A 16,004-nucleotide genomic window follows, 5' to 3' on the forward strand; every position below is an offset into this window, starting at 1 on the left:
ACTTAAATAGTTAATGCCAGTTTTCTGGCTTGTTTATCTATATTTTTCAGTGAGTCTAACGTAACAGAACCCGAATTATTTAATTGATTTAAACACGATTCAATAACCTTTGGAATATCAATATACGTAATTTCTTTGTTTAGAAAGCGCTCTACCGCGACCTCATTGGCAGCATTCAAAATTGCCGGAGCCAATCCGCCCTCTTGAATAGCTTCATTGGCTAAACGTAAGCAAGGAAACCGATCATAATCAACCGGCTCAAATGTTAAATCAAAAGCCGATTGCCAATCCAATCGAGGAGCATCAAGAGTTATCCGCTCCGGATAGGTAAGCGCATACAAAATGGGAACCTGCATAGTAGGCGGTCCAAGCTGTGCCTTGCTTGATCCATCCGTAAATGTTACTACGGAGTGAATTACACTTTGTGGATGAACAACAGCTTCAATTTTTTCCAACGGCATATCAAACATCCAATGCGCCTCAATAATCTCGAGCCCTTTATTCATCATCGTAGCTGAATCGATCGTTATTTTAGCTCCCATCGACCAGTTAGGATGATCAAGCGCATCATCTACCGTAATCTCCTGCATCTGTTTTTTTGACCACGTTCGAAAGGGTCCCCCACTGGCCGTAATAATCAGCTTTTCAATTTTATCAATGGGTTCTCCCACCAAGCATTGCAGCATCGCACTGTGTTCTGAATCTACCGGGATGAGCTGACTCCTGTCATCTTTTATAATCTCGTTGATGATTTCACCGCCGACCACAAGCGACTCTTTATTAGCAAGCGCCAGTTTTTTACCTGCCTTTAAAGCTTCAATTGTAGGCTCAAAACCTGAATATCCCACCAAGCTATTCAGAATCACATCAGCTTCATCAAGCACTGCAAGTTTAGGCATATAGTCGGCTCCCACCAATAATTCAGTCCCTTCTGGTACTTGTCCGTCAAGATTCTGGGCATACTGTTCATTGGCAATAAGTGCATAAGGGGGAGAAAATTCTTGAATCTGCTCTAATAGCTTTTGCCAGCTGTTATTACAGCTAATTCCGAGTACGTTAAAACGATCGGGATGCTCCCGAACAATTTCTAATGCCTGTTCACCGATGGAACCGGTGGAACCCAATATGACAATATTCTTCTGTTTCAAAAGCAGTAATTCAAGTTAAAAATAGCTCTGAAGATAGATAAAATGCGATACAACTCAGAATGATTTATCCGGCAAAACAATTCATTCAATACGCTATTTTCTTTGCTGTTTTATACATCAAAGCATGAGCCAAAACAGTTTCCTTTAGGGTAGGTGCATATCCTCCCGAAAGTAGTAATACAAGTGGCAGATTGTGATTCACTACTTTTTGAATCACTATTTGGTCACGTTCTTCAAGTCCTTTCTTCGTTAACGACAATCGCCCAAAGTGATCGGTTTCCAACGGATCAATACCACCTAAATAAAATACCAAATCGGGATTAAAATCGTCAAAAATGGTATCTAAAGCATCCCCCAACGTTTTTAGGTATTGGTCGTCTTTGGTGTTATCGGGTAACCCAATATCAAGCGTTGAGGGAGGCTTCTTGAACGGGTAGTTCTTTTCTCCGTGCAAAGAAAAAGTATATACTCGTTCGTTATCTTTAAAAATTTCTGCAGTGCCGTTGCCCTGATGCACATCGCAATCAATAACCAAAATCTTGTTCGCCCACATTGACTGTTGCAACACTTTGATGGCAACAGCCACGTCATTAAACACACAAAAACCTTCTCCATAGCCCCGCATAGCATGGTGTGTACCTCCTGCCAGATTTCCGGCAATTCCATCCTGTAAGGCCATAATTGCTGTATTTATTGTCCCCTGTACAGCTAATCGTGATCGAATTGCTAACCGTTTTGACCATGGTAATCCCAATCGGCGCAATTTCTTTTTACCGAGGTCCCCATTCATAATTCCATTCGCATAATCCCGGGTGTGCACCATCTGTAAATTAGCCATATCCACCATCGACGGGGCAACAACATCGGAGGAAGCAATAATATTTTCTTCCAGCAGATAGCGATGCAAACCCTTGAATTTTTTCATAGGGAATATATGCTCATCAGGAATAGGTGCATAGTATGCAGGTGCGTAAGAAACCCTCAAAATATTCTGCTGCTTACTCTGCAATTTGAATTAATGCTAACATCCGTCCACTCCTTGTACCTTCTCTTCGGAAAGAATAGAAATTCTCGCTTTCCTCAATCGTACATTCTTCCCGTATTTCTATCTGATTATCGGGAATACCTTCTTTTAAAAGCTGATGACTAATGAAGTTTTTTAAATTGACGTGCGGTTTTTCAAAATCGGTATAATTTACAAAATGCTCAGGAAACTGTTCGGCCACTTCCCTCCCAACCTCAAAGTTCTTTATCGAAATACATGGGCTGACAAATGCTTTTATTTTTGATGGATCTGCACCATATTCTTTCATTTTGTTAATTCCACCGGGAACAATATTTCCAACAGCACCCCGCCAACCGGCATGGAGCGCTGCAATTACGATATTTTCAGAATCCCAGAGCAATACCGCGGCACAATCTGCTACTTGTATAGCAAGGGTCAAGCCCGGCACCCTTGTAACCAATCCATCCGTTGAAGGATAGGTTCCCCCTTCAGTAACGAATTGTATTCGATTACTATGCACCTGATCAGCATAGGCAGTCCAATCCACATTAACATTCAAACTATTGAGCAGAGCCAATCTGTTTTGGGCAACCTGCTCTTTTTTTTCTGAGGTATTGAATCCCAGATTTAATCCTGCAATAGATTGCCCCGGTCGCTGATATTCTTGGTTTTTAAGCGTAAACCAAGCACGAATCCCCTTGTCTCCTTTCAGTAGATGAGGGGTAATAACAGAAAAGTCATTTTGTAATTTTTCCATAGAGTTTTTCTCGCACAATTTTAACCGGAAATGGATAGCCTGTCCATCGTTTAAAGGATTTGCTACCCTGCTGAATTAACATCTCCAATCCGTCAATCGTTTGGGCCCCGATTTCGGAAGCCTGAGTTAAGAATTTTGTTTTAACAGGATTATAAACAATATCGTAACATATTTTTGATTCAAGAAATTGTTTCTCCTGGTCACGTACCGGAGATGAATCAACGTTGGGATGCATACCCAAGGGCGTGGCATTTACAATTAACACGGCCTCCTCGGCAAATGATGTCCAGTTTTGATACGACACAATTTGCACGCGTTGATTATCACGATATGAAGTAATACGATTAGGTGATCGCGATACCAAAAACAATTCCTCCACCCCCATTTCTGATAATCCGTAGACAATAGCCCGGGCGGCTCCTCCAGTTCCAAAAACTACAGCCGAAGCGCCCTCCAGCTCAAACGCATAAGACTGCAAAGGATCTATAAATCCCGCATAATCAGTGTTGTAACCCTCAAGCTTATATGCATTTTTAACAATGGTGTTAATCGCACCAATTTCTTGTGCTGATGCATCAATAACATCCACATAATCTGCGATTTGCTGTTTATAGGGAATGGTAACATTAGCTCCTAAAAAGAGTTCCTTATTTAAAAACGAAGCTAAATCAGTAAGTTCGTTACCTTGCAAATTTATGGCGTGATAAGTTGCATTAATGTCGTAGTGCTTTAAAGCAATTTTATGCATCAATGGTGACCAGCTATGATCAACAGGATGACCAAAGAGTAAGTAATGGGGTCGATCGCTTTTGGAACTCTGTATAAATTGGGAAAGGGTCATAAATTTTCATATACAAAAAAAATGCGCACTGTTTAGTGCGCATTTAAAAAGTTATTAAATATGAACTTTGTTATGCTGCCGCTTCTTCTTCAGCCTCAGCTTCCTCTTTTTCAATTTGTGCCAGAGTATCATCAGCTTTTTGCTTAAAAGTTCCATCTTCAGCCTCTTCCTTAAATCGCTGGAGATCTTTTTTCATCTGAGCAGGAAGCCCCTTAATAAATTTAGCTAACTCCTCATCCGGTTCGCCATAAAACGTTCGGTAATCAAGGCTAAAATCAACACGTGTACGTTCTCCGTTATCGAGTGGCGTAAAACGAATTGTTCCGGTTTGATTCAAATTACCATTGATCGTAATCCAGGCAAAACGAGTATTTCGCAAATCATCAATGATATTGGTAGTCCATTCAAAATTTTCACCCCCAAGTGTTGTAGAAAATTCGAATGTCTGAGAATTTATTTTGTTGACTTTTTCAATTCGTTCGAAGAAGTGAGGAAAGTAAGTTGGGTCACTTAAGTATTCATAGACTTTGGCTAGAGGCAGGTCAACTTCAATTCTTTCGTGCGCCATAATTTATACTTCAGGGTTGGTTAAAAATTATAAATTGAAAGATTTCTAAGGAGATTTTCAATTTTGCAGTAAGGTTTATCCACAATGCAACAAAGATAAGCATTTTAACTGTTTTCAGCAATAATTTTCACAGTTAGGTTTTAACCGGAATTTTAAACTTAAATCCCATTTTCTGCTTTGAGAGTCTCTGTATCCCCAAAAAAATTGCTCAACAATTGCATATTTTCTCATTATAGGCTTTAGAGAAAATAATATGCCCTGATCTTTTAATATAGATCTTTAAAAATTGTTGTTCCTTAAGATGTATAAATACTATCAACGTGTTGCCAAATTTGATCTTGTACCACAGAAACAGGTTGGGTAGCATCAATGGTAAAAAACCTATCTTCCTGTTCAGCGAGTTTATTATATCCCTTGATGACTTTTTCAAAAAAGTCATCACCGGCCAATTCCATTCTATCTTTTGTCTTAGCCATTCTTTTCTTGGCATCAGCCAATGACAGTTTCATATAAATAGTAATATCGGGCTTTCGCTTGTGACTGGCAATGTCGTTAAGTTTTTGAATCTCCTGAAGTGAGATTGACGCTCTCCCATATCCTTGATAGGCCGTTGTTGAATCAAAAAAACGATCTAAGATTACCACCTCCCCCTTTTTGAGGGCCGGTATTACCTTTTCTGCCATCAATTGAGAACGAGACGCAGAAAATAACAGCAACTCTGTTACAGGATTAATTTCGAAATCAGCATTGAGTAATATTTCTCTGATCTGCTCTGAAACGACCGGTCCGCCGGGGTCTCTGTAAACATCCACGACCGCACCATTTTTTTCGAGCGTCTCCTTTAATTTTTCTATCTGAGTAGATTTGCCGCTTCCGTCAATCCCTTCAAAGGTTATAAACACGTTTTTTACATTTTATATTCAAAAATTTGTTTTCTGAATATAAGAATCATCTCTGTCTCACCGAACTTGTATACAAATTAAAACTCAAAATCATCCATCATTTCGGGCGGCTCTTTATCCAAGACAATAGCAAGCGCTAAATAAATCAGAAGCGATGTCCCCCCACCTGCAAACAAAGTAATGATAAATAAAGCTCGAATAACACCGGCACTAATTCCAAAATATTTACCTAATCCGCCACAAACACCCGCTATCTTTTTGTCCGTACGAGATTTGTATAACTTCTTGCTCTGTTTAAAAGCATAGCTGTCAAATTGTGATTTTCGGCCTGAAGATGAACTTTCCTTATTTCCCCTACCCCTACTTTTTGTGCCCAAATCGTTATTTAAGGTATAGTCTTCCTCTTCCTTATCCTGAGACTTTTCAAAGTCATAATCAAAATCAAAACTCCGAGAAGATTTCTGTTTATTTTTAGACTTCTTTTTCTCTCCAACAAAATAGCCGAATCCCACCATCGTAACGAAAATTCCGCCAATAAGCGGTAAAATCTCAATAAGACCGGAAACATCAGGACCTATGGATAAGCCAATGGTTTGAATGATAAATATCATCCCCACAAAAAACATGGCAATACCAGCAATAGTAGAAAAATTCCAGATATTTGTATTCGACTTTTTCTCTTCTTCGAGAAACTCATGCATTGTTGCCTGTAGTTCGTGAGCTTCGAAATCAAGTAAGGATTCAGAATGTTGTTGCTGAGTCCGATGATTTATTTGATCTGCCATAAGTTAAATGCCCCTATTTATATAATGTTAACAATCACCAGTACGTATAAAAGGAATTTGTGTTACATCGTAAATACACAAATTAACTTCTTCTTAATATACGTTTTTCTGTAATGATTTTATCCAATGGCACATCAAAATTTTCGGTTGGGACCTGCTCTATGATATTAACATCAAATATAAGCCCTACCGTAGGACACTCAACATTTTGCAAAAAGCGATCATAAAACCCTTTTCCGTAACCAATACGATTGCAATGCTGGTCCCCTCCTACCATGGGCACAATCACCAGGTCAAAAGTTGACGGCGAAACTTCTGTTCTTGTGGTGGGTTCCATCACGTCCCATTTATTTTTTTCAAGATCTGAAAATGATGTCAATCGAATATGGGTTAGCGTTCCATTTTCAAAATTTGTTACCGGAACGACAACCTCCCTGCCTCTTGCAATCATTTCTTGTATAAGTTCGTGAGTGGCAACTTCACGACGTATATTCATCGAAACGTAGCAATGAACCGTTTTTGCATTCTGATACTCTCTCTGCTCCTTCAATTCCTCAATGATGTCGGCCGAAGCTCCATAAAATTCAGGTTCGGGAATGGCCTCTCGTTGCTCTAATAAATGTTGTCGTAACTCCTCTTTTTTTTGATGCTTATCCAAAACTACAAATACACTAATTTATGGTGATCAAAATCCTCATCAGCATCAAGAGCATTCAATAGTTTATCCCAAATATCAACGCCATATTTATTCATGAAAAATATGGGTGCAATCGTTCGCTCTTGCAGTCCTTCTTCGGGAAAAAGATTCGCTTTAATTCTTTTTATTCGATCTAACTGTGTTTGGTCTTTCTTTTTAACAGAGCGATATACTTTTCCTTTTAGCTTATTAAGCTCATTTATATAAATAGAAGTTGCCTTTTCGGCTGCAGCTTCCAATGTGGGGTCAATATCTGCAATATCCTTCTTTTTGGTATCTGATATTTCCTCCACTTTTGTCTGCCAGTCTTCAAATATAGCTTCAATATCATGCTGATCAGTTCTGTCTACATAATCGGATTCCAAATCCTCAATACGATTACCATATTCATGAAACTCAAAGGGCAGCTCATTAAAGATCCGGTCAATAGCCGGTTCAATGAGGGTCGCACTCAACCGTGGAAAAATGATCGGCATATCCATATCAAAACATTGGTACATGCTTTTCATTTGCCCGTAATAAGCTATTTCTCCGGGTCCGGCCACATATCCAGCTGTTGGCAACAACGCATCCTGCACAATAGGTCTTAGAAATACATTGGGAGAAAAACGATCGGGATGAGCCTCAATTTCATCCACAAGCTGAGCGTTATTCCATTTAACATTGCCATCAGTTTCCCAGCCATTACCATTACGATTTATTTTGGTGCGACCAGTTTCATCATCAAGATAGAAAAGGTTGGAGTCGTACAGCGTTACTTGTTGATGATACCCTTCGGCCAGGCTTGCCGTTTGTTTTTCAAGCCTATCTCGAATCTTATCGGCTTGCTGTATAGATGTTTTGAGATATTCCCCGGTAGCTTGTTTCACGTCGGGATGATTACTACCTGCCAGCACTAACCCATGTTTTGAAAATAGACGGCTGATAAAAAGACCAAACGCCTCAAAAAATGAATTATCTTTGTTAAAAGACTCGTCAAGCAGTTCCCAAAGATCACCTGAGAAATCGGTATCATAAAGTACTTCTTTTAACTGATCTCGCATTTCCGATATTTCATCGGGCAGTGACAATTCAGCGACCGTAGGCAGATCGTTATTTTTGGGAGGAAGAGAAAAAGTTTTGGGACTATCCTCATCAATAATGGTGATCTTACGCACCTCATCATAATCGTGATCCTCATCCGCCAGCCAAAACACAGGGATTACCGGCCGATTAAACTCCTCTTCGAGTTGTTGGGCAATATGGATGGTACTCAGGGTTTTGAGCACCGTATATAATGGTCCGCCATACACTCCCAACTGTTGACCGGTAACAACAACCAGTGCATTCTTATTTTTGAGGCGTTCAATATTGTGGATAGCTTCCTCATCAGCGTCAAATTGCTTATTTAAGGAAGATAAAATGGATGCGGTATTTTCCCGATCGCCTTGAAACGTAAACCCATCCATTTTTTTCGAAATAGCAGTGGAGTCAAAAGGATTGTGCTCAAAAAATTTACTTACCTCATCAAAATTGTGAACATACGTTTTAAAAAGCTTTGAAAATGGAAGATGTTTAAAAGAGTAATTGGAAACCTGCAATGCCCCTATCCTTTAAGTTTTTGAATTTCATCCCGCAGCCGGGCAGCTTTTTCATAATTTTCGGTATCAATAGCGGTTTGGAGCTCATCCTCAAGGCGTTCTAACTTGCTCATTTCTTTCGGTTGATCCTGAGATTGAGCAGTGGTAGCCAAATCCCCGCTTGACTCCCCCTCTGAAACAATGCCAGCCTCTTCTAATATTTCACTTGCTACATATATTGAGGCATCAAAACGAACAGCCAAGGCAATTGCATCGCTGGGACGAGCATCCTGTTCCATCTCCTGACCGTTATCTTCATAGATAATTTTTGCAAAGAACGTCCCTTCACTCAAATCATTTATAAAAACCTGCTGCACATTCGATCCAAAATTTTGGATCATATTTTTTAATAAATCATGAGTCATAGGCCGCGGTGGTTTTATATGTTCTAACTCCAGAGCTATTGCCTGTGCCTCAAACGTACCAATGATAATTGGCAAACGACGGTTACCGTCAATTTCATTTAATATTAATGCATAAGCTCCACCGCTGCTGGGACTGGTTGACAGCCCTAATATGTCCATCTTGATTTTATCCAATGGTAAATCGTTTTTCTTTTAATTAATAGTGCAATTATTGCAAGTAAATTTACTGATTTTTAAGGTACCCGTAAACTTTAGAACCAAGTTAAATAAACGTATTTTGAGATCTAAATGTTTGATTAAATGAAGACCAATCGATATTGCATTCTTATGGGCAATAAAAAAGAATCTCCGAAAATTAATTCCATCAAATGGGGAAAGATCAAAACAAGCGATGGCAATACCTATAAAGATGCCAAACTTTATCCCGGCGGATCTCGCAAATGGGACTGGAACGAAACCGGAACGTGCCATGACCCCGGCATTCAGCCTGCTGATGTTGAAGAACTGCTTAACAATAACGCACAAGTAATTATCCTTTCAAAGGGATTTCACGAGCGGCTGCAAGTTTGCGATAAAACTATTGATTTTCTTAAAGAAAATGAGAAGACATTTCATATATTAGAAACTGGTAAAGCCGTTAAAAAGTACAATGAACTACGTGAAAAATATCCTATTGGTGCGCTGATTCATTCAACGTGCTAAAAAGAACCTTAATGAAGAAATACTCAAAAACTATATATACTCATTTTAAATAAGAATGGCTCTGAAAATTTATATCTTTTCAAACTCAGATGTCCTATATTCTTTGCCTTAATTTCATTGACATTACGAGCCATTGCTACTAATTTCCGACTGACTTAAATCAATATTATAACGCGATGTTTGAGAACTATTTACCAATTGCAATTTTGGCCGGCGTTGCTATTATTGTGGCGATTCTTTTAATGACGTTATCCCGTGTGCTTGGTCCGTATCGTCCAAACAAAACCAAGCTCGAACCTTATGAAAGCGGTATGGATCCTGTTGGTGATGCATCCAATCGTTATTCTATAAGTTTTTACCTTGTAGCAATTGCTTTTATCGTTTTTGATGTTGAGGTCGTCTTTGTTTATCCATGGGCGGTCAGTTATCTTGACTTTGGCCCTGGCACACTTGTATCGATGATCATCTTTATTTTAGAGCTTTATGTTGGATTGATCTATCTGATTAAAAAAGGGGCCCTCGACTGGGATTTAAAAAAAGGAATGTTTAATTAAATAATTGAAGCCTATACTTATATGGGTATTGAAAATTCACTTGGTGACGGTTTTTTAACCACTAAAGTTGATTCATTGACAAATTGGGCTCGATCTAATGCCGCTTGGCCTATGCCTATGGGACTGGCCTGCTGTGCTATTGAAATGATGGCCTTTGCAGCCCCTAAATATGATGCTGCACGTTTTGGATCTGAGGTAATGCGTTTCTCTCCACGGCAAAGTGATCTGATGATTGTTGCTGGTTGGGTCAATTACAAAATGGCCCATGCTGTCCGCAGAATCTGGGATCAAATGCCAGATCCTAAATGGTGTATTGCTATGGGAGCTTGTGCTTCTACCGGGGGAATGCACCGCTGCTATGGTGTTGTGCAAGGTTGTGATAACTTTCTCCCTGTCGATGCATACGTTTCTGGTTGCCCCCCGCGCCCCGATGCCCTGCTTCATGCCCTAATGAAAATTCAAGACAAAGTTCGAACAGAACATTCTACTAAGCTCGATACTTAATTAATAAATATGGAATTGTCAGACACGCTTAAATCGGTCGTTGATGGCCTCTCCGAAAATCATTCGGATCAATTGCTTGATGTATACCAATCGACCGGTGATACTTTTATCCGCGTTGTACCGGATGCCATTGTTGAAATTTGTAAGGTTTTAAAGAATAAGCACCATTTTATCTACTTGGCCGATATTTTAGGTGCTGATCGTTTTACTTCAGAGGAACGTTTCGAAATTATTTACAACATTGTTTCGCTTCGCAACCGAGAGCGGGTTTTCCTTAAAGTTTGGCTTGAGGAAGAAAATCCTACGGTAGATTCCATTACTGATGTATGGAAATCTGCCAGCTGGCACGAACGTCAAGTGTACGATATGTTCGGGGTTCATTTTAACAACCATCCCGATATGCGGCGTATTTACATGCCCGAGGATTTCAATTATTATCCGTTGCGTAAGGAATTTCCATTGTTGGGTATTCCGGGCTCTATCGAATTACCGAGTTCAACTCCCGACACTGAATAATATTTTTATGGACACTAAGCATATAAAAAACGATGTAGATCCAAAGTTCTTCAAAAAGCATCAGGAATCACTCTATGATGCTTTGGAAGACAAACATACTACCGTGGAAATATTGGACGATGATGACCCCCTCAATACCAAGATGGTATTGAACATGGGTCCTCAGCATCCCGCCACACATGGGGTATTGCGGCTTATTCTACAGCTTAACGGTGAACTTATTGAAAAAGCCAAGTTAGACATTGGTTATCTGCATCGGGGCATTGAAAAAATTGCTGAGAATAAAACGTATCAGGAATTTATGCCCTATACCGATCGCACAGATTACCTATCCCCTTATAGTAACAACGTTGCGTTTTGTACTGCTGTTGAAAAAATTGCAAATGTTGAGGTTCCCGAACGTGCTCATTATATCCGGATGATTGGATGTGAGCTGGCACGAATTTCTTCGCACCTGTTATGGTTGGGAACTATGGTCCAAGATGCGGGCGCTGTTTCGTTTTTCCTTTGGACGTTCCGTGAACGAGAAAAGATTTATGATATTTTTGATCACATTGGTGGGCATCGTTTTACTATTTCCCACGCTCGTATTGGCGGAGTGGCTAATGATCTTACTGATGATGCCTTGGCAATGATCAAGGATTTTGTTAATGAGTTTCCGCAGGAGCTTAAAGATTTTCACGGTCTCTTAGACCGTAATCGCATTTTCTTTAACCGTAATCGGGAAGTTGGGGTACTGCCTACCGAACGGGCTCTCGAAATTGGGGCCACAGGCCCTACCCTTCGTGGATCTGGATATGCATATGATATTCGTGATTTTGAGCCGTATGCTCGTTACGACGAAGTCGAATTTGAAATACCTACCCGGCTCGAGGGGGATAACCTGGCACGTTACTATGTTCGGATGGAAGAAATGCATGAAAGTATTCGCATCATCCGCCAATGCCTTGATAAGCTTCCAAAAGGACCTGTACGTACAGATAACGCTAAGCAGGCCTACCCATCCAAAGATGAGGTTTATTATTCGATGGAGGGTATGATTCATGACTTTATGATGACTGATACTGGAATTTGTCCCCCCGAAGGAAGTGAATCTTTTCATTCCATTGAAGCCCCTAAAGGTGAACTCGGATATTTCATTCAAAGCGATGGTACCGGCCACCCCTGGCGACTTGGAATAAAGTCACCTTCTTATGCTAATCTCCAAGCACTTGAAGACATGCTTGATGGTGAAATGGTAGCAGATACAGTAGTTATGATAGGTGGCGTAGACCCAGTGATGGGAGATTCTGACAAATAAAAAAATTAACAAAACGAGTTACCGAGTAGCAGTGTGCTACTTTTTTACTCATTACTAAGCAATAGTTATTGATGGCTGATTTGTCATTTACACAAGAAGAACTTAATGAAATAGAACGCCTAAAGGCTAAATTTCCAACTGCAAAGGCGGCTACGTTACGTGTTTTGTGGTTGGCCCAAAACAAGTATGGCCATGTTAAAGATGAAGTACAGAACTTAGTAGCCGAAGCTCTTGATCTACCCAAGGCTCATGTGCATGGTGTTGCACGCTTTTACACACAGTACTACAAAGAGGAAAAGGGGAAATTTGTTCTTGATGTCTGCACCTGTCTCAGTTGTCAACTTTGTGGTGGATACGATATTTTGCACCACTTAGAAGATGAACTGGGTATAGAAGCTGGTGAAACAACAGATGATGGTATGTTCACCATTAATGAAGTAGAATGCCTCGGTGCTTGTGGATACGCTCCCATGCTTCAAGTTACAAATGGCGTGTACGTTAACAACCTCACTAAAGAAAAGGTTGATAAACTTATAGAGAATCTTAAAACCGGTAATATGCCAGAGTTTGAATCCATGGCAATGCCCGAATTGGAAAAACGAAATCAAGCTGCCTCAGAATAATGGCTCAAAACTGGAAATCATTTGAACCACTGCTTATACCTGATATTCCCAATCTACAAGAGATTGAGGTTTATGAAGAAAACGGTGGCTATGAAGCACTCAAAAAAATCGTAAAAGACCAAGAAACGTGGTCGCGAAAAAGTGTAATTGAAGAAGTAAAACAAGCAAATATTCGTGGTCGTGGTGGTGCCGGTTTTAATGCCGGACTAAAATGGAGCTTTATGCCAGACCCCGATGGCGGGCCTCGTTATCTTGCATGCAATGGTGATGAATCAGAGCCAGGCACTTTTAAGGATCGCAAGATTTTTGAATACAATCCGCACCTGTTTATTGAAGGAGCTCTAATTGCTTCTTATGCGATGACTATTGATACTATCTATGTATATATTCGCGGAGAGTATATTTCTTGGGTTGAAATGTTCCAGGAAGCTGTGAACGACGCCTATGAAAAAGGATATTTAGGTGAAAATATTTTAGGCACTGACATTTCTATTGATTTGGAAGTAACATACGGTGCCGGTGCCTATATTTGTGGTGAAGAAACCGCAATGCTTGAATCCCTTGAAGGAAAACGTGGATATCCACGAACTAAACCCCCCTTCCCCGCTCAAAATGGGTTATGGGGCCGTCCAACTACTATTAACAATATTGAGACCTTAGCTAATGTTCCGTTAGTGATAAATAACGGGGCCGATTGGTATGGAGATATTGGTGCCGAAGAACATCCCGGACCAGTACTTTATGGAATATCCGGTCATGTCAATCGACCGGGTGTATATGAATATCCAACCGGTGTGCCAGTAATGGATTTAATTAATGAAGTAGCCGGTGGTATCCGAGGAGGTAAAGATTTGAAAGCCCTGATTCCAGGTGGCTCTTCTACTCCGGTACTGCGAGCCGATCAGCTTGAAGGGGTTTCCATGAATTCTGATTCCCTCAAAGATGCCGGATCAATGATGGGTACGGCCGGTATGGTAGTTATGGATGAAGATACCGACATGGTTGAAGTCCTTTGGCGTATTGCTCATTTCTATCATCACGAATCATGCGGCCAGTGTACGCCCTGTCGTGAAGGTACCGGTTGGTTGGAAAAAGTATTGAAGAAAATTAAAGACGGTGAAGGAGAAATGAAGGATCTTGATCTCCTGCTCGATGTGGGCAATCAGATGGAGGGCCGAACGATTTGTGCTCTTGCTGATGCTGCAGTATGGCCGGTACGGCATACCATTAACCGTTTTAGAGACGAATTTGAAGCACGTTGTAAGAAATCTGTTCACGCTGTAGCGTGATCTAAATAACAAATCACAAATATCACTTGTGGCAAGCAATTATTTGGCTGTCACAATCATTTTGTGAATTGAAATTGATTCAACATTATGCCAGAAGTATTTATAGACGGTAAACGTTACGAATATGATGAAGAACAGGACGAGATGTTGCTCCAGTTTATTCTGGATCAAGGTCTTGAAGTTCCTTTCTTCTGCTACCACCCCTCCATGTCTATCCCAGCCAATTGTCGGCAGTGCATGGTTAAGGTCGGAACACCTGTCAAAGATCGCGAAACAGGTGAGTTTGAGCTTGATGAAGATGGTGAGCGTAAAATTCGATGGTTTCCCAAACCACAAACTTCCTGTTCTACTCCCCTGCAAGATGGGATGGTAGTTCACACGCAGGAGACCTCTGAAGAAATTGCGCGCGCGCAGAAGGATAATCTTGAATTCATCCTTATCAATCACCCACTGGATTGCCCTATTTGTGATCAGGCCGGTGAATGCCCACTACAAATTCAAACATATAAATACGGACCTGAAGGAAGTCGATTTGAAGTTAAAAAGGTTCATAAACCTAAACATGTGGACTTAGGTCCTCGTGTTACCTTAGATGCTGAGCGCTGCATTAATTGTACGCGTTGTGTACGCTTTACCGAAGAAATTAGCGAAACCCATCAACTTACAATTGTAGATCGTGGGGATAGCAACTACCCTACTACCGGACCTGGTGAAACATTTGATGACCCATATTCATTAAATACCGTTGATATCTGTCCAGTTGGCGCACTTACCTCTACCGATTTTCGATTTAAAGCTCGTGTATGGGAGATGAATCAGACGCCAAGCATCGATATCACCAATGGGAAGGGATGTAATGTTGATCTATGGACTCGTGATAACGAGGTGTTGCGAATCACTCCACGACAAAATAAGGAGGTCAATGATTATTGGATGCCTGATGCCGGGCGTGATGCTTACAAGCTTTTCAATGAAAATCGCGCCGATCGCCCCGCCATCACCCTTGACGGAGATAATCAATCCAATACATCCTGGAATAACGCAATTGAAACGTTTGCTGAAGTATTAGAAGCTAATGATCCCAGTGATATTACAATTATTGGCAGCCCCCATGCTTCTGTTGAAGAAAATTTTGCCTTCAATAAATTCTTTAACCTATTAGGCGTATCCAATGCCACGTTTACTCCTCATGTTATCCCGGGGTCAGGTGACGGCTTTTTAATCACAGATGATCAGGCGCCGAACACCAATGGCTGTCGCGTTATTAACCTTGATGAAGGTGATGACGAAGCCATTAAAAAGACTGTTTCAGGAGCAAAAGTTGTAATTATTTTATCTGATGATTTAATTGGACGTGAAGTCTTATCTTCCTCAGACCTAAATAATCCATATACTATTTCATTTGCTACAAACCACACCGACACTACAAAGGCATCCGATCTTGTAATACCCATCACCTGTGTTGCTGAACATGCCGCCAGCTATGTAAACGTGGATGGACGTATTCAACGTTCTTATCCTGCTAAAGAAACAAAGTATACCAATCGTCGGCTCGATCTTGAAATGTCAGAAGGACGTCTCGACAAATTTGGAACAAACTTTGACAACTGGGTAAGTGAAGAAAATAAAGTTGACTGTCTGCCGGTTTGGGATTTCTTGAATAAACTTGGCGACCGCTTAGGACTTGATTTTCAATATAATCACTCTCGTGAAATCTTTGCTGAACTGAGTGATTCCTTGGATATTCTCAAGGATGTATCCTACGAGCGAATGGATGAAGAACAAGGCGTTCAGCTTCCGATCAAACAAGAAGAAGTTAAAGCATAAT

The 16,004-nt window shown here is 40.5% G+C and carries 18 protein-coding genes; 8 read left to right on the forward strand and 10 right to left on the reverse strand.

What is annotated here, in order from left to right; all coding sequences use genetic code 11:
* Positions 1-2 precede the first annotated feature (2 nt).
* The 10 genes from ACQ76V_RS11030 to ACQ76V_RS11075 all read right to left on the reverse strand — a co-directional run bounded on the left by ACQ76V_RS11030 (position 3) and on the right by ACQ76V_RS11075 (position 8,862).
* A complete protein-coding gene (locus ACQ76V_RS11030) occupies positions 3-1,148 on the reverse strand; it encodes a 1-deoxy-D-xylulose-5-phosphate reductoisomerase (protein ID WP_441000556.1) in 1,146 nt (381 codons plus the stop codon).
* Between the two features lie 85 nt (positions 1,149-1,233).
* On the reverse strand, positions 1,234-2,073 hold the full coding sequence (locus tag ACQ76V_RS11035) for a histone deacetylase family protein (RefSeq protein WP_441000557.1): 840 nt from the start codon (positions 2,071-2,073) through the stop codon (positions 1,234-1,236).
* A 73-nt stretch (positions 2,074-2,146) separates the two neighbouring features.
* Complete coding sequence (gene pgeF, locus ACQ76V_RS11040; RefSeq protein ID WP_441000558.1) at positions 2,147-2,911, reverse strand: peptidoglycan editing factor PgeF; 765 nt, start codon at positions 2,909-2,911, stop codon at positions 2,147-2,149.
* The gene (gene aroE / locus ACQ76V_RS11045; RefSeq protein ID WP_441000559.1) at positions 2,892-3,752 is read right to left on the reverse strand and encodes a shikimate dehydrogenase; all 861 of its coding nucleotides are present in this window, start codon (positions 3,750-3,752) and stop codon (positions 2,892-2,894) included. Before aroE ends, pgeF begins: the two co-directional genes overlap by 20 nt.
* Before the next feature lie 70 nt (positions 3,753-3,822).
* Complete coding sequence (locus ACQ76V_RS11050; protein ID WP_441000560.1) at positions 3,823-4,320, reverse strand: SRPBCC family protein; 498 nt, start codon at positions 4,318-4,320, stop codon at positions 3,823-3,825.
* Between the two features lie 296 nt (positions 4,321-4,616).
* Entirely contained in the window at positions 4,617-5,222 is a 606-nt protein-coding gene (gene tmk / locus ACQ76V_RS11055) for a dTMP kinase (protein ID WP_441000561.1), read from the reverse strand.
* Positions 5,223-5,299: 77 nt separating this feature from the next.
* The gene (locus tag ACQ76V_RS11060; protein ID WP_441000562.1) at positions 5,300-6,007 is read right to left on the reverse strand and encodes a PspC domain-containing protein; all 708 of its coding nucleotides are present in this window, start codon (positions 6,005-6,007) and stop codon (positions 5,300-5,302) included.
* A gap of 82 nt (positions 6,008-6,089) precedes the next feature.
* Positions 6,090-6,665: a 5-formyltetrahydrofolate cyclo-ligase gene (locus tag ACQ76V_RS11065; protein WP_441000563.1), complete on the reverse strand. Its 576-nt coding sequence runs from the start codon at positions 6,663-6,665 to the stop codon at positions 6,090-6,092.
* 2 nt (positions 6,666-6,667) lie between these two features.
* On the reverse strand, positions 6,668-8,284 hold the full coding sequence (bshC, locus tag ACQ76V_RS11070) for a bacillithiol biosynthesis cysteine-adding enzyme BshC (protein WP_441000564.1): 1,617 nt from the start codon (positions 8,282-8,284) through the stop codon (positions 6,668-6,670).
* Positions 8,285-8,289: 5 nt separating this feature from the next.
* The gene (locus ACQ76V_RS11075; protein ID WP_441000565.1) at positions 8,290-8,862 is read right to left on the reverse strand and encodes a bifunctional nuclease domain-containing protein; all 573 of its coding nucleotides are present in this window, start codon (positions 8,860-8,862) and stop codon (positions 8,290-8,292) included.
* A 126-nt stretch (positions 8,863-8,988) separates the two neighbouring features.
* Here ACQ76V_RS11075 and ACQ76V_RS11080 point away from each other — a divergent pair, with 126 nt between their 5' ends.
* From ACQ76V_RS11080 to ACQ76V_RS11115, 8 genes are all read left to right on the forward strand, one after another.
* Entirely contained in the window at positions 8,989-9,390 is a 402-nt protein-coding gene (locus tag ACQ76V_RS11080; RefSeq protein ID WP_441000566.1) for an Mth938-like domain-containing protein, read from the forward strand.
* Between the two features lie 176 nt (positions 9,391-9,566).
* Positions 9,567-9,944, forward strand: a complete 378-nt coding sequence (locus ACQ76V_RS11085) for an NADH-quinone oxidoreductase subunit A (protein WP_441000567.1) — start codon at positions 9,567-9,569, stop codon at positions 9,942-9,944.
* A gap of 21 nt (positions 9,945-9,965) precedes the next feature.
* Complete coding sequence (locus ACQ76V_RS11090; protein WP_441000568.1) at positions 9,966-10,448, forward strand: NADH-quinone oxidoreductase subunit B; 483 nt, start codon at positions 9,966-9,968, stop codon at positions 10,446-10,448.
* A 9-nt stretch (positions 10,449-10,457) separates the two neighbouring features.
* Entirely contained in the window at positions 10,458-10,964 is a 507-nt protein-coding gene (locus tag ACQ76V_RS11095; protein ID WP_441000569.1) for an NADH-quinone oxidoreductase subunit C, read from the forward strand.
* A gap of 7 nt (positions 10,965-10,971) precedes the next feature.
* Entirely contained in the window at positions 10,972-12,264 is a 1,293-nt protein-coding gene (nuoD, locus tag ACQ76V_RS11100) for an NADH dehydrogenase (quinone) subunit D (protein ID WP_441000570.1), read from the forward strand.
* Positions 12,265-12,335: 71 nt separating this feature from the next.
* A complete protein-coding gene (locus ACQ76V_RS11105) occupies positions 12,336-12,887 on the forward strand; it encodes an NADH-quinone oxidoreductase subunit NuoE family protein (RefSeq protein WP_441000571.1) in 552 nt (183 codons plus the stop codon).
* A complete protein-coding gene (gene nuoF, locus ACQ76V_RS11110) occupies positions 12,887-14,176 on the forward strand; it encodes an NADH-quinone oxidoreductase subunit NuoF (RefSeq protein ID WP_441000572.1) in 1,290 nt (429 codons plus the stop codon). Before ACQ76V_RS11105 ends, nuoF begins: the two co-directional genes overlap by 1 nt.
* A gap of 87 nt (positions 14,177-14,263) precedes the next feature.
* A complete protein-coding gene (locus ACQ76V_RS11115) occupies positions 14,264-16,003 on the forward strand; it encodes a 2Fe-2S iron-sulfur cluster-binding protein (RefSeq protein WP_441000573.1) in 1,740 nt (579 codons plus the stop codon).
* Position 16,004: the final 1 nt, after the last annotated feature.

The organism is Fodinibius sp. SL11, assembly GCF_052060035.1.
Lineage (GTDB): Bacteria > Bacteroidota > Rhodothermia > Balneolales > Balneolaceae > Fodinibius.

What these genes read in the sequence shown, in the direction of transcription:
- ACQ76V_RS11035 (WP_441000557.1), bottom strand. Translation starts at nt 2,073, where the DNA reads ATGAAAAAATTCAAGGGTTTGCATCGCTATCTGCTGGAAGAAAATATT.
- pgeF (WP_441000558.1), bottom strand. Translation starts at nt 2,911, where the DNA reads ATGGAAAAATTACAAAATGACTTTTCTGTTATTACCCCTCATCTACTG.
- aroE (WP_441000559.1), bottom strand. Translation starts at nt 3,752, where the DNA reads ATGACCCTTTCCCAATTTATACAGAGTTCCAAAAGCGATCGACCCCAT.
- ACQ76V_RS11050 (WP_441000560.1), bottom strand. Translation starts at nt 4,320, where the DNA reads ATGGCGCACGAAAGAATTGAAGTTGACCTGCCTCTAGCCAAAGTCTAT.
- ACQ76V_RS11060 (WP_441000562.1), bottom strand. Translation starts at nt 6,007, where the DNA reads ATGGCAGATCAAATAAATCATCGGACTCAGCAACAACATTCTGAATCC.
- ACQ76V_RS11080 (WP_441000566.1), top strand. Translation starts at nt 8,989, where the DNA reads ATGAAGACCAATCGATATTGCATTCTTATGGGCAATAAAAAAGAATCT.
- ACQ76V_RS11085 (WP_441000567.1), top strand. Translation starts at nt 9,567, where the DNA reads ATGTTTGAGAACTATTTACCAATTGCAATTTTGGCCGGCGTTGCTATT.
- ACQ76V_RS11090 (WP_441000568.1), top strand. Translation starts at nt 9,966, where the DNA reads ATGGGTATTGAAAATTCACTTGGTGACGGTTTTTTAACCACTAAAGTT.
- ACQ76V_RS11095 (WP_441000569.1), top strand. Translation starts at nt 10,458, where the DNA reads ATGGAATTGTCAGACACGCTTAAATCGGTCGTTGATGGCCTCTCCGAA.
- nuoD (WP_441000570.1), top strand. Translation starts at nt 10,972, where the DNA reads ATGGACACTAAGCATATAAAAAACGATGTAGATCCAAAGTTCTTCAAA.
- ACQ76V_RS11105 (WP_441000571.1), top strand. Translation starts at nt 12,336, where the DNA reads ATGGCTGATTTGTCATTTACACAAGAAGAACTTAATGAAATAGAACGC.
- nuoF (WP_441000572.1), top strand. Translation starts at nt 12,887, where the DNA reads ATGGCTCAAAACTGGAAATCATTTGAACCACTGCTTATACCTGATATT.
- ACQ76V_RS11115 (WP_441000573.1), top strand. Translation starts at nt 14,264, where the DNA reads ATGCCAGAAGTATTTATAGACGGTAAACGTTACGAATATGATGAAGAA.